Raw genomic sequence first — 13,451 nt, forward strand, 5'->3', positions numbered from 1 at the left:
TGCAGCAAGTAGTAGCAGAACCACAAGTGGAAGAACAACCAATGCAACAAGTAGTGGTAGAGCAAGTACAAAAGTCAATTTCAAGTACAGAACCAAAAGAGAAAGCATATGTTGTAAATCAAAGAGAGAACGATATGCGAAATGTATTGCACACACCACCGACATATACTGTTCCGCCATTAGCGTTGTTGTCAATTCCACAGCAATCAACGCTAGATAATACAGAATGGTTAGATGAGCAAAAAGAATTATTAGATACAACGTTTAATAATTTTCATGTTGGAGCACATGTTATTAATGTATCGCAAGGGCCAGCAGTAACTCGTTTTGAAGTGCAACCAGACCCAGGCGTGAAAGTAAATAAAATTACAAATTTAAGTGATGATATTAAGTTAAGTTTAGCTGCGAAAGATATTCGTATTGAAGCGCCGATTCCAGGGAAGAGTGCAATTGGAATTGAAGTTCCAAATAAAGAAAGTAAGCCAGTATTTCTTCGCGAGATTTTAAGAAGTCCTGTATTCACAAAGAGTGAATCACCGCTTACTGTTGCGCTTGGACTTGATATTTCAGGGGATCCAATTGTAACGGATATTCGAAAAATGCCGCACGGACTCATTGCGGGTGCAACGGGTTCAGGTAAAAGTGTGTGTATTAACGCGATTTTAACGAGTATTTTATATAAAGCGAAACCACATGAAGTGAAGTTAATGTTAATTGATCCGAAGATGGTTGAGCTTGCACCATACAATTCTGTTCCGCATCTTGTAGCACCTGTTATTACGGATGTAAAAGCAGCGACAGCTGCGTTAAAGTGGGCAGTTGATGAGATGGAGCGTCGTTATGAATTGTTTGCGCATGCTGGTGCTCGTGATTTAACTCGCTATAATACAATTGTAAGTGAGCGAGATATTCCAGGTGAGACATTACCATATATCGTTATCGTTATTGATGAGTTAGCCGATTTAATGATGGTAGCACCAGGTGATGTTGAGGAAGCAATTTGTCGTATTGCGCAAAAAGCACGTGCTTGTGGTATTCATTTATTAGTTGCGACGCAGCGTCCATCTGTAGATGTTATTACAGGTTTAATTAAATCAAATATTCCAACGCGTATTGCGTTTACTGTATCATCTCAAGTTGATTCACGTACGATTATCGATATTGGGGGCGCGGAAAAATTACTTGGCCGTGGTGATATGTTATTTTTAGGGAACGGTACATCTAAGCCAGTTCGTGTACAAGGTGTATATGTATCGGATGATGAGATTGAAAAAACAGTTGATCATGTGAGAAAGCAAATGAAGCCGAATTACTTATTTAAGCAAGAGGATTTATTAGCGAAAACAGAACAGGCTGAGTCGGAAGATGAGCTGTTCTTTGATGCATGTCAATTTGTTGTAGAACAAGGGGGAGCGTCCACATCTTCTGTACAGCGAAAATTCCGTATTGGTTATAATCGCGCAGCACGTCTCATTGAAGAGATGGAATCGCAAGGGATTATTTCTGAAGCGAGAGGAACTAAGCCGAGAGATGTCCTTATTTCTGAGGATGAATTTGCTGCTATGCAGGAAACGAATGTATAGTCCACGGTTTTGCTGTATACTAATAGAAAATGTTGGATAGTAAAGTAGGGAGTAAAGCGACATGAAAGAAATTGAATTAAAATTAAAAGGTGAAATAAATCGACTAACAAATAAAACATTTAAATTTGACGAACGCGTTGGGGAAGGTTGGTTCTCCGCCGTTTACTTTTTAAAAACTAGAGAAATTATTGAAGAATTTCGCCCAAAAAGTGTTGTAACGATGCAATTTTTCCAAAAAGAAAATGCAGTTCTTTGCGGAACAGATGAAGTGATTGCATTGCTGCAAACATTCGCTAAAAATCCTGAGGAACTTGAAATTAACTCTTTAAAAGATGGCGATAAAATTAGTCCATTTGAAACAGTGTTAACAATTCATGGTCCTTATGAGAATTTCGGATTTTTAGAAGGTGTTATTGATGGGATTTTAGCTCGTCGTACATCGGTTGCAACAAACGTATATAATGTTGTCCAAGCTGCACGTAGTGTAGATAAAGAAAAACCAGTTATTTTCATGGGAGATCGTGACGATCATTATACACAACAAGCTGGTGACGGTTATGCAGCATACATCGGAGGTATGAGCGCACAAGCGACGCATGCGATGAATGAATGGTGGGGCAGAAGTGGTATGGGAACAATGCCTCACGCATTAATTCAAATGTTTAATGGTGATGTTGTAGAAGCGGCAAAAGCATATCATAAGAAATTCCCAGAAGATGAATTAGTTGTACTAATTGATTACAATAATGATGTTATTACAGATGCACTTCGTGTAGCGCGTGAGTTTGGATCAACATTAAAAGGTGTGCGTGTAGATACGTCTCGAACAATGATTGATCAATACTTTATTCGCCACCCAGAAGTACTTGGAACATTCGATCCACGTGGTGTAAACCCATCGCTCGTATTTGCACTTCGCAAGGCGCTTGATGAAGAAGGATTCCAGCATGTAGACATCGTTGTAACTGGTGGATTTGATGAAAAACGTATTCGTGAATTTGAAGCTCAAAAGGTACCTGTTGACATATACGGGGTAGGAAGTAGCTTGTTAAAAATGAATATTGGCTTTACTGGTGATAATGTAGAATTAAATGGGAAACCAGAAGCAAAAGCTGGTCGTAAATATCGTCCAAATCCACGCTTAGAGCGTGTTCAATTAGAAAAAAGAGAAGATATGTAAAAGAGAGAAAAACTGATAGGTGATTGACCCTATCAGTTTTTCTGTTATCATAGTATAGCGGCTTCTTTTTTGCTATAATGGACTTGTTATGGACATATAAAGAAGTACGTACGAGTTTATCCTGATAAGTGAAGGGAAAGAATAACTTCACTACATCAAAAATGTATGATGATTACCAAAATAAGAAAAGATTCATATACTGTCTTATAGATAGGCCGTTGTATTAGTTCGAAATGTTGGAGGTTCTTTAAGATGACAGTTTACCATTTTGTAGGAATTAAAGGAACAGGAATGAGTTCATTAGCGCAAATTCTTCATGATATGAAGCATACTGTTCAAGGGTCTGATTATGAAAAGCGTTTCTTTACACAAACAGCGTTGGAAAAGCGTAGTATCTCGATCCTTCCTTTTGATAAGAATAATGTAGAAGAAGGACAAGTGATTATTGCAGGAAATGCATTTCCTGATACGCATGAAGAAATCGTAGCAGCAAAAGAATTAAACATCCCAGTCCATCGTTACCATCACTTCTTAGGTGACCTGATGAGCCAATACACAAGTGTTGCTGTAACTGGTGCACACGGAAAAACATCAACAACAGGTTTGTTAGCCCATGTAATGCAAGGTGCACACCCGACATCTTACCTTATTGGAGATGGAACAGGGCATGGGGTAGAAAATAGTAAGTATTTTGTATTTGAAGCTTGTGAGTATCGTCGTCATTTCTTGTCTTACAATCCAGACTATGCAATTATGACGAATATTGATTTTGATCATCCAGATTATTTTGCAGACATCAATGATGTATTCAGTGCATTCCAAGAGATGGCATTGCAAGTGAAAAAAGGCATTATTGCATGTGGAGATGATGAAGAACTTCAAAAAATTCAAGCGAAAGTACCTGTTATTTTCTATGGATTTGGAGAAGATAATGATTTCCAAGCACGTAACATTCAAAAGAGAACAGATGGCACGATATTCGATGTATTCGTTCGTAATACGTACTATGACACGTTCAAAATTACAGGATACGGCAACCATAGCGTATTAAATGCATTAGCAGTAATCGCGCTTTGTCATTATGAAAACGTTGATGTAGAAGCAGTAAAACATCAATTAACAACTTTTGAAGGCGTAAAACGTCGCTTTAATGAAAAGCCGATGGGAGAGCAAGTAATCATCGATGACTACGCACACCATCCGACAGAAATTAATGCAACGATTGAAGCTGCTCGTCAAAAACATCCAGAGCGTGAAGTTGTCGCTGTATTCCAGCCACATACATTCTCACGTACAGAAAAGTTCTTAGATGAGTTCGCAGAAAGCTTAAGCAAAGCTGACCAAGTATACTTATGTGATATTTTCGGATCAGCACGTGAAAACAAAGGTGAATTAACAATCGAAGATCTGCAAAAGCGTATTGACGGTGCAGAATTAATTACAGATACAACAACGGATGTATTAAAGAAACATAAAAACGGCGTTCTAATTTTCATGGGCGCAGGTGACATCCAAAAATTCGAAGCAGCTTACGTAAAAGAAGTTCAAGTTGCAGAGAAATAATAGAAAAGACGCATAGCGGTGGCTGTGCGTCTTTTTTGTTGTGTTCAACTTTTATTTATGTATTGACCTAGAGCTAACTCTAGGTTGTAAGATGAAAATGTAAAAACAAGGGGGAGAGAACATGTATAAAATCGGTGAAGTAGCAGAATTAACAGGGATGGGCATTCACACTTTGCGCTACTATGAGAAATTAGGTTTATTACCACCACCAACGCGATATAGCGGTATTCGTCAATATACAGAAGGCGATGTACGTTTATTAAAATTTTTATATTCATTAAAACAAACTGGGATGTCATTAGAAGAGATGGCTGAGTTTGCAAGTGATGGGTGCATTATAGAGGAAATTAGGCAGAAGAAAGAGGAAGTACCAGCGAAAGTAAAAAAGAGAATTTCCATTTTAACAACGCACTTGGAGCGATTAAAAGAACAGCAGGAACAATTGCAAAAAGTTGTTCAGCTAACGGAGGAGAAGTTAGAAATTTATTACGGTTTTCTAGAAGATAAGGACTTGGAGGCCGGCAATGAAAAATAAAGTATATACGCAGTTATTAGGTTTTGCGATATTTACTGGTGGGACATTTAATGCGTCGAAATATGCGGTGCAGTATTTCGACGTAATTCATATAGCAGCATGGCGTTTTGGGATTGCTGCATTTGTGATGTTATGTTTGTTAAAAATACGAAAAGATTTTGATTTGAAAGTATGGATGCAGAATAGGACCTATTATCTTTTGCTAGGTATTGTTGGTGTATTCGGCTTTAACTTCTTTTTCTTTTTAGGAATGAAATATACAGAAGCTGTTAATGGTGCACTTATTATGGCGACAAATCCTCTCGTTACGACGCTGTTAGCAAGTGTCATTTTACGAGAGAAAATTGTGAAGCGCCAAGCTATTGGAATGTTACTTGCACTAATTGGCGTTGTTTTTGTACTTACACAAGGTTCGTTTACAATACTACAACATTTATCATTTTCAAAAGGGGATTTTTATATTTTATTAGGGAATATTTGCTGGGCGTTATACGGCGTGCTAGGCAGACGGTTTATTAAAACTGGTAATCCAATACAAACGACGACATATACGATGACTATTGGTGCACTTGCCTTTATTATCATATCTTCTACACAAAAAAGTATAGTACCAGTTTTAGAAATTCCTTTGTTGGCATGGGGAGCAATTCTCTTTATGGCAATTGGAATGAGTGTGCTTGGTTACTTATGGTGGAATAATGGAATTGCTCAAATTGGTGCAGCAAGGACATCATTATTTTTTAATCTAGTGCCTGTTGTTACAATACTTATTTCTTTTATTGAAGGAGTCAATATAACATCTGCACAATCTGTAGGAATGATATTAGTTATTACGGGAGTATCGTATTCTTCTGGTTTTATACAAAGAAAATCAAAAGAAAGTGTTAATATTTAACTTTTTACACCTAAAAATGTTAGAATAATAAGAAAACTAAAAAGGGGACTAAAAAGCATGTTCACACTCCGAGTAGATGACGAAATCGAACTACAATTACTAGAAAAACATCATAAAGAGGAATTATATCAATTATTAGATCAAAACCGTAATCATTTACGAAAATGGCTCCCTTGGATAGATGGGACAAAATCTGCTGATGCTTATGATGAGATTTTTCCGATGTGGTTAAAGAAATTTGCAGAGGGAGACGGTTTTGAAAGTGGTATACGTTACAAAGGAAAGCTCGTTGGGATGGTAGGTATTCATCCAGTGAGCTGGGGGAAGAAAGCCGCGAGTCTTGGGTATTACCTTGCAGAAGATACTGGAGGAAAAGGCGTTATGACGCGTAGCGTGAAGGCTGTGCTTCAATATGCATTTGAGAATTTAAAATTAAATAAAATGGAAATCCGATGCGGTGTTGAAAATGTGAAAAGTCGCGCTATTCCAGAGCGTTTAGGGTTTAAGTTAGATGGTATTTTACGAGATGAAGAATGGTTATATGATCATTTCCATGATGTCGCTGTATATAGTTTATTAGCTTCAGAGTGGAAAGAAATTCGATGAACGAGAAAATTCGTATTGTTCCGTATGAAAGTACGTTTCAAGAGGAAGTAGTAGATCTTATCGTTCATATTCAGCAAAAAGAGTATAATGTTCCCATTACGAAAGAAGAGCAACCTGATTTACTTGAAATAGAAACATTCTATCAAAAGGATCACGGAAACTTTTGGGTAGCAATTTATGATGGTAAAGTAGTTGGAACAGTAGCTTTATTAGATATTGAGAATCATCAAGTAGCGCTAAGAAAAATGTTCGTACAAAAAGAGTTTCGCGGAAAAGAATGGGGCGCATCACATATGTTGCTTCAAACAGCAATTTCATGGGCTGAGGATAAAAAATTGAAAGATATTTACTTAGGAACAACAATAAAATTTTTAGCGGCACATCGTTTTTATGAAAAGAATGGTTTTCAAAGTGTGAGTATAGATCAGTTGCCGAAAAATTTTCCAGTGTTACAGGTAGATAAGAAATTTTATAGGTACATTGTGAAAAAGGTCATTTAGAAATGGCCTTTTTCTATGAACTAAAATGGAAATAGTGGTATAATTTGGATTAGGGGGTGTAGGTATGAACTTTCCAATTCAAAGAAGTAAGTCAGTAGTCATTTTTGTTTGTCTTACGTTAGCTTTTATGTGTATATATCCAATTGTCATGCTTTTCACTAATAAAGCGCATTGGATATCGGCGTTGATTGGGATGGGTTTATGCTTCATTGTAAATGTACCACTTGTTTGGGAAGTATTTATTAAAAAACATAAAGTAGAAAATGGCGTATTAAAGTACGGTGTTTTAAATGACGATATTGTATTGAAAGAGATAAGAATAATTCGTCAAGTTGGGAAATCGCTTGAAATTACGACGAATGCATATAAAGTACATATAATTGCGATGCCGCAAAATATGAATGAATTTTTGGCGCTTATCGAGAAAGAAAATCCACATGTGAAAATAGAAATGGTAGGTAAGAAATGAAATATGTAAAACCTTTGTTTTGTTTGGAAATTTTGCTTGTGTTTGCTATTTGCACTAGAGTATATATGAAATGGGATCTGCCCTTATATGAACCGATATTAATAGGTACTATCGCAGTGGCGCTTTTATATTATTTTCATTTTCAGCAAACAAAAAGTAAGAACAGTAGATCAATATAGGGTGAGGATAATAAAAAAACGCTCGGATATAATTCCGAGCGTTTTTTATTATTTTAAGTTCTCTGGGTTTAAAGCTTCTAATTCAGGTACAACGAAGCGTCCGTCTTTACGGATTAGTACGTCGTCGAAGTAAATTTCACCGCCACCGTATTCAGGGCGTTGGATGCATACTAAGTCCCAATGGATGTTTGAGTTGTTACCATTCCATGCATCGTCGTAAGCTTGTCCAGGAGTGAAGTGGAAGCTGCCATCGATTTTTTCATCGAATAGGATGTCTCCCATTGGATGTAAGATGTATGGGTTTACGCCGATTGCGAATTCACCAACGTAGCGTGCGCCTTCGTCTGTATCGAAGATTTTATTAATGCGTTCTGAATCGTTTGCAGTTGCTTCAACGATTTGGCCGTTCTCGAACTTAAGTTGTACATTTTCAAATGTATAACCGTTGTAAGGAGATGGTGTGTTGTAAGAAACTGTACCGTTAACAGAGTCACGAACTGGTGCAGAGTATACTTCACCATCTGGAATGTTTAAATGACCTGAGCATTTAATTGCTGGAATGTCTTTAATAGAGAATGTTAAGTCAGTTCCAGGACCAGTTAAACGAACTTTATCTGTTTTATTCATTAATGTAACAAGGCTATCCATCGCCTTATCCATTTTACCGTAGTCTAAGTTACATACTTCAAAGTAGAAGTCTTCGAAAGCTTCTGTACTCATTTTAGCAAGCTGTGCCATAGAAGCATTTGGGTAGCGAAGAACAACCCAGCGTGTTTTTGGAACGCGAATGTCTCTATGAACTTTTTTGCCAACTGTTTGGCCATGAACTTTCATACGCTCACTTGGAACGTCAGCTTGTTCATTAATATTATCGCCAGAGCGAAGACCGATATAAGCGTCCATGTCTTTCATTACGCTTGCTTCATATGCAGCGATTTGTTCGAAATGTTCTTCAGTAGCACCCATTAATAAAGAGCGATCTACTTGATGATCTTTTAAAGAGACGAATGGGAAACCACCAGCTGCATATGCTTCTTTTACAAGTGCAGTTACAAGTTCTTTTTGTAAGCCAAAGTTTTCAATTAATACTTTTTCACCTTTTTGTAAGCGGATAGAGTAGTTAATTAAATTGTATGCTAACTTTTCAATACGTGGATCTTTCATATGTAAAGCCTCCCTACTAATTATGTATCCTCTCCTATTGTAACCTACTTAGTGGAATTTGTTGAATGATTTATGTTACAGTTAACGAATAAGTATGAAAATTCTAATGATGAGATAGGGATTAGAATGAAACGGAAAATGATTGTATAATAGGGGAAAGTATGAAAAAGATAAAGGAAGTGATGAAATGCAAGTTCTTTTATATGTAAGTGCGGCTATTATCGCGGTTGCTTTCGCAGTATTAGTAGTGTATGTATGCAGAACGTTGTTATCGGTTCAGAAGACGTTAGAAAACGTTGCAAGCACGTTAGAAGGTTTAGAAAAACAAATGCAAGGAATTAGCGTAGAGACAGAGCAATTATTACATAAAACGAATGCGTTAGCTGATGATATTCAACAGAAGTCACAGTCATTAAATAAAGTGGTAGCGGGTGTAGATGGGATTGGAACGACAATCCAATCCTTAAATACGAAGCTTCGTAATGTATCAGACTCTGTAACGGACGAAATTGAAAATAACGCTGATAAAGTAGCGCAAGTTGTACAGTGGAGCAGTGCGGCGATTGAAGTATACAATCATTACCGTGCGTCGAGACAAGAGAAGAAGGTTGAAAAAGAAGAGCGTAAATTAGAAAGAATTGAGAAAAACGCTGAAAAGAAAGAGAAGCGCTCTAGATTTCGTATGAGAGGTGAATCGTGATGAATATGACAAAGCTTGAAACAATTGAAGAGCTTGAAGTCTTAATAGAAAAGAATGAGCCGTATGTTCTTTTTAAACATAGTACGACATGCCCGATTAGTCACGGTGCATACACAGAATTTCAAGCGTATTGCAGTGAAGAAAGAGAAGTGCCAGCGTATTACTTATACGTACAAGATGCAAGAGATGTGTCAAATCGTGTTGCAGAACAATACAGTATTAGACATGAATCCCCGCAAGTATTATACATAAAAGATGGTATGGTAGTATGGAATACATCTCATTGGAATATTAAAAAAGATGCTTTAGAAGAGAATATAAAGTAAAAAGAAGCAAGCTAAAGGTGCTTGCTTCTTTTTTTTGTTTTTGTTGAAATATATTTAATGGTACACTATTAATAGTTCAAACTAAATAACTAGATTGTTGAAAGTAGGTTTTAAGTAATGAAGAAAATGGCATTATCCTTCGCAGTCGTAAGTTTATTACTGGGAGCTTGTAGTAACAATAGTAATACGATTAGTAAGAAGGATGAAGTTATACAAAAAGATACAAAAGAAAAAAGTATGATTCCGAGAACTGCTGTTTCTAAAGATTATTATAGAACTGTTATTCCTTTAAAAGAACAAAAGGTTATTAATACAGCTAATATAAAAACAAATTCTAAATTAGATTTAGCAGAGTATGAAAATGGTTTAATAAATATTGCAACGCAGCAATTTGATACAGAGAGCCACGTACTGCAATTAAATCAGTATATTCCAGAGAAACTAGTTGATGAACTAGTTGCGAAAGTAGAAGCGCCAGTTTTGACGAATATTATAGAACAAGACTATTTCGGAAAACAGAATTCAAATGAATTAAGTTTATCTGGTGTTATGATTGGCTTAGCTATGTCTTCAAGTGTATCGAATGAAGAAGCTATGTCTAAAGGGTCTGAAGTTGCTAAACAACTTATTGAAGCTATTAACAAAAATGATAAATATAACAAATCTCCAATTACGTTTGCTATCTTTAAGCAAGAAAGTACAAGTTCTTTAAAAAATGGTACGTATATTGCTAATGCTACTGTTCAAAAGAATGATACGAACCTTGGAAATTGGAGTACAATTGATGAAAAGTCGTATTCATATCCTTCTGATGAATTTACACAAGCACATGGAGAAGATAATACAAAAATAACTAACTTTGCTAAGGAAATAAAAGGTTTTTCTACTGGAGATTTTATTCCAGTCAACGCAAAAGTTTCTTATAAGAAAGATCAAATGGATACATTAAATATGAATATTGTTATTAAATATAACGGTAAAACAGAATTAATGGCTCTTACCCAATTAGCTGCGCAAGGTATGTTAGACAAATTGCCTAAAGATGCGAAAGTACAATTACAGATCAAGTCCGAGAGTAAAATTGAGGCCGTTATTATAAAAGAGAAAAACAGTGATAAACCGTTTGTTTCCTTCTTGTAAAAGAGACAGTATGTAAACTGTCTTTTTTTTATTTTAAATGAAAATATACAACGTTTTTTGATGGTAATTCATTGCTGTATATCGTGTGACAATCGTATATGTATCAACTATAATAAGTTATCTTAAAAAAGTAATATATAGGAATTTGAAAGAGGTGGCTTTCTTATGGCATCACAACAATTAGGTCGTTTACGTTCTAAAATTGATCAACTTTATTTACAAATATTAGAGTTATTAAACGAAAGAGGTCGTCTCGTACAAGAAGTTGGTACTTTAAAAGAAGTATAAGGTGTGAAACGTTTTGATCCTGTACGTGAAAGAAATATGCTGGATTTAATTGTAGAGAATAATAATGGTCCATTTGAAACTTCGACTTTACAACATATTTTCAAACAAATTTTTCAAGTTGGCTTAGAGTTACAAGAAGAGGATCATCGTAAAACACTACTTGTGTCTTGTAAGAAAAAATAGAAGATACGATTGTTGAAATTAATGCGTGGTGGTGCTTTCAAGCCACATACTTCACCGTATGATTTTCAAGGTCTTGGATTAGCAGGATTACAAATTTTACGCCAAGTAGCAGATAAATATGATTTGGCTGTTATTAGTGAAATTTTAAATCCAAATGATATTGAGATGTCATTAGATTACGTTGATGTTATTCAAATTGGCACTCACAATATGCAAAACTTTGATTTGCTAAGGGCAGCTGGTGCTGTAAATAAACCAGTATTATTAAAACGTGGTCTATCAGCAACGATTGAAGAATTCATTAATGCGGCAGAATATATTATGGCAAAGAGAAATGGGAACATTATTTTATGTGAACGAGGTATTCGCACGTATGAAAGAGTGACGCGTAAGACGCTTGATATTTCCGCTGTACCGATTTTAAAGAAAGAAACACATTACCTGTTGTTGTCGATGTAACGCATTCTACAGGGCGACGTGACCTTCTCTTATCAACTGCAAAAGCAGCGATGGCAATTGGTGCAGACGCAATTATGGCTGAAGTACATCCAAATCCCGCTGTAGCTTTATCAGATGAGGCGCAGCAAATGAATATTCCGCAGTTCAATGATTTTATGAATGAATTAAAATCATTTGGAAGTAAATTATAAAAACTTTTAATGAGCTGTTCCAATAAGGCGTTTTGGGGCATCTGTATAGAGACTGTCATTGTCGATTTTTGTTGGTAAGTTGATATATTTAAAAAATCGCTGATATAATTAGAGTTGTGGTAGATATATTTGGAAAATCGCTGATATATTTCGAGTTACGGTTCATATATTCGAAAAATCGTCGATATAAATTTCATTTACTATCGTACCGCTTAAAATAAGATTTCTACTTAGGAAACATCTATTTTTTTACAAAAAATGCTCTTTTTTCATAAAAAATACGAAAATACGAGAAAAGAAGCGAATTTTTTCGAAACTTTTGCGGGAAAATATTGTATGAGCCTGCGTTTTTATCGTATCATTAGTAAAAGGAAGAACTCGGGACGATTGGTGGCATCTGCAAATAGAGTTGATGTCTTTTTTTCATTCAAGTAACCGATACATAAAAATAGATAACAAAAATAGAAGGAGTGTGCGATGAGATGAACGTAACAATCTATGATGTAGCGCGCGAAGCGAACGTTTCAATGGCTACCGTATCACGCGTTGTGAACGGTAACCCAAATGTAAAGCCTACAACAAGAAAGAAAGTATTAGAAGCAATTGATCGTTTAGGGTACCGCCCAAATGCGGTAGCACGTGGACTAGCAAGTAAGAAGACAACTACAGTAGGTGTTATTATTCCTGATATCTCAAATACGTTTTATGCAGAACTTGCACGTGGAATTGAAGATATCGCAACAATGTACAAATATAACATCATTTTAAGTAACTCTGACCAAAACAAAGAGAAAGAGTTCCATTTATTAAATACGATGCTTGGAAAGCAAGTGGACGGAATTGTTTTCATGGGTGAAGATATTACAGACATTCACATTGAAGAATTTAAAAAATCTCCAGTACCAATTGTATTAGCAGCGTCATTCGATGAGCAAAATGAAACGCCATCAGTAAATATTGATTATACACAAGCAGCTTACGATGCAATGAAGCACTTTATTGAGCAAGGACATAAGCGTATCGGTTTCGTCTCTGGTCCATTCATTGATAAAGCGGGAAGCGCGAAGAAGTTACAAGGTTATAAAAAAGCTTTAGAAGAAGAAGGTATTTCATATGATGAAAATCTTGTAATCGATGGAGATTACACATATGACTCAGGTATCGAAGCATTTGAAAAGCTTTGGAGCAATGATGAAAAGCCAACAGCAATCTTCGTATCGTCTGATGAAATGGCACTAGGTGTAATCCACGCAGCACAAGACGCTGGATTAAACGTACCAACTGACGTAGAAGTACTTGGTTTCGATAATACACGCCTTGCATTAATGGTTCGTCCGCAACTTTCAACAGTTGTACAACCGATGTATGATATCGGTGCAGTAGCAATGCGTCTATTAACAAAGTATATGAACAAAGAAAAAGTGGAAGATCACACTGTCATCTTACCTCACCGTATCCAATTTAGAGATTCAACGAAGTAAGTATAAAAA

The 13,451-nt window shown here is 36.1% G+C and carries 16 protein-coding genes and 1 pseudogene; 16 read left to right on the plus strand and 1 reads right to left on the minus strand.

Features of this window, described 5'->3' with window-relative positions:
* The 9 genes from BUA87_RS17645 to BUA87_RS31865 all read left to right on the plus strand — a co-directional run.
* The coding region (locus BUA87_RS17645; protein ID WP_072940385.1) for a DNA translocase FtsK at window positions 1-1,583 on the plus strand (1,583 nt) is incomplete at its 5' end.
* Between the two features lie 61 nt (window positions 1,584-1,644).
* Window positions 1,645-2,763 (plus strand): nicotinate phosphoribosyltransferase, encoded by a 1,119-nt coding sequence (locus tag BUA87_RS17650; protein ID WP_000658372.1) that lies wholly within the window; start codon window positions 1,645-1,647, stop codon window positions 2,761-2,763.
* Window positions 2,764-3,015: 252 nt separating this feature from the next.
* On the plus strand, window positions 3,016-4,326 hold the full coding sequence (gene murC, locus BUA87_RS17655; RefSeq protein ID WP_000219469.1) for a UDP-N-acetylmuramate--L-alanine ligase: 1,311 nt from the start codon (window positions 3,016-3,018) through the stop codon (window positions 4,324-4,326).
* Window positions 4,327-4,447: 121 nt separating this feature from the next.
* Window positions 4,448-4,861, plus strand: a complete 414-nt coding sequence (locus BUA87_RS17660) for a MerR family transcriptional regulator (RefSeq protein ID WP_000276604.1) — start codon at window positions 4,448-4,450, stop codon at window positions 4,859-4,861.
* Window positions 4,851-5,756 (plus strand): DMT family transporter, encoded by a 906-nt coding sequence (locus tag BUA87_RS17665; RefSeq protein WP_000792469.1) that lies wholly within the window; start codon window positions 4,851-4,853, stop codon window positions 5,754-5,756. The genes BUA87_RS17660 and BUA87_RS17665 overlap by 11 nt, the downstream gene beginning before the upstream one ends.
* A gap of 57 nt (window positions 5,757-5,813) precedes the next feature.
* A complete protein-coding gene (locus tag BUA87_RS17670) occupies window positions 5,814-6,362 on the plus strand; it encodes a GNAT family N-acetyltransferase (RefSeq protein WP_000494676.1) in 549 nt (182 codons plus the stop codon).
* The gene (locus BUA87_RS17675) at window positions 6,359-6,862 is read left to right on the plus strand and encodes a GNAT family N-acetyltransferase (protein ID WP_001003160.1); all 504 of its coding nucleotides are present in this window, start codon (window positions 6,359-6,361) and stop codon (window positions 6,860-6,862) included. The genes BUA87_RS17670 and BUA87_RS17675 overlap by 4 nt, the downstream gene beginning before the upstream one ends.
* Before the next feature lie 64 nt (window positions 6,863-6,926).
* Complete coding sequence (locus BUA87_RS17680) at window positions 6,927-7,331, plus strand: PH domain-containing protein (RefSeq protein ID WP_001010620.1); 405 nt, start codon at window positions 6,927-6,929, stop codon at window positions 7,329-7,331.
* Window positions 7,328-7,510 carry a hypothetical protein gene (locus BUA87_RS31865; protein ID WP_023523191.1) on the plus strand — a complete coding sequence of 61 codons (183 nt, stop codon included), beginning with the start codon at window positions 7,328-7,330 and terminating at the stop codon, window positions 7,508-7,510. The genes BUA87_RS17680 and BUA87_RS31865 overlap by 4 nt, the downstream gene beginning before the upstream one ends.
* 48 nt (window positions 7,511-7,558) lie before the next feature.
* Here the strand turns inward: BUA87_RS31865 and BUA87_RS17690 are convergent, their stop codons facing one another.
* Window positions 7,559-8,674, minus strand: a complete 1,116-nt coding sequence (locus BUA87_RS17690; RefSeq protein ID WP_000654729.1) for an aminopeptidase — start codon at window positions 8,672-8,674, stop codon at window positions 7,559-7,561.
* 187 nt (window positions 8,675-8,861) lie between these two features.
* Here BUA87_RS17690 and BUA87_RS17695 point away from each other — a divergent pair, with 187 nt between their 5' ends.
* From BUA87_RS17695 to ccpA, 7 genes and pseudogenes are all read left to right on the plus strand, one after another.
* Entirely contained in the window at window positions 8,862-9,374 is a 513-nt protein-coding gene (locus BUA87_RS17695; protein ID WP_001197721.1) for a DUF948 domain-containing protein, read from the plus strand.
* Window positions 9,374-9,700 carry a bacillithiol system redox-active protein YtxJ gene (gene ytxJ, locus BUA87_RS17700; RefSeq protein ID WP_071713937.1) on the plus strand — a complete coding sequence of 109 codons (327 nt, stop codon included), beginning with the start codon at window positions 9,374-9,376 and terminating at the stop codon, window positions 9,698-9,700. Before BUA87_RS17695 ends, ytxJ begins: the two co-directional genes overlap by 1 nt.
* Window positions 9,701-9,817: 117 nt before the next feature.
* Window positions 9,818-10,840, plus strand: coding sequence for a CamS family sex pheromone protein (locus tag BUA87_RS17705; RefSeq protein WP_071713938.1), 1,023 nt, complete (start codon window positions 9,818-9,820; stop codon window positions 10,838-10,840).
* Window positions 10,841-11,005: 165 nt separating this feature from the next.
* The gene (locus tag BUA87_RS32165; RefSeq protein WP_065229449.1) at window positions 11,006-11,128 is read left to right on the plus strand and encodes a chorismate mutase; all 123 of its coding nucleotides are present in this window, start codon (window positions 11,006-11,008) and stop codon (window positions 11,126-11,128) included.
* Window positions 11,129-11,131: 3 nt separating this feature from the next.
* Window positions 11,132-11,311 (plus strand): chorismate mutase, encoded by a 180-nt coding sequence (locus BUA87_RS32170; RefSeq protein WP_071713939.1) that lies wholly within the window; start codon window positions 11,132-11,134, stop codon window positions 11,309-11,311.
* 21 nt (window positions 11,312-11,332) lie between these two features.
* Window positions 11,333-11,961 (plus strand): annotated as a pseudogene (locus BUA87_RS17720) (bifunctional 3-deoxy-7-phosphoheptulonate synthase/chorismate mutase).
* Between the two features lie 482 nt (window positions 11,962-12,443).
* Window positions 12,444-13,442: a catabolite control protein A gene (ccpA, locus tag BUA87_RS17725; RefSeq protein WP_001103303.1), complete on the plus strand. Its 999-nt coding sequence runs from the start codon at window positions 12,444-12,446 to the stop codon at window positions 13,440-13,442.
* Window positions 13,443-13,451 lie beyond the last annotated feature (9 nt).

The sequence above is a fragment of the Bacillus sp. bc15 genome (assembly GCF_900142585.1).
Classification (GTDB): Bacteria; Bacillota; Bacilli; order Bacillales; family Bacillaceae_G; genus Bacillus_A; species Bacillus_A cereus.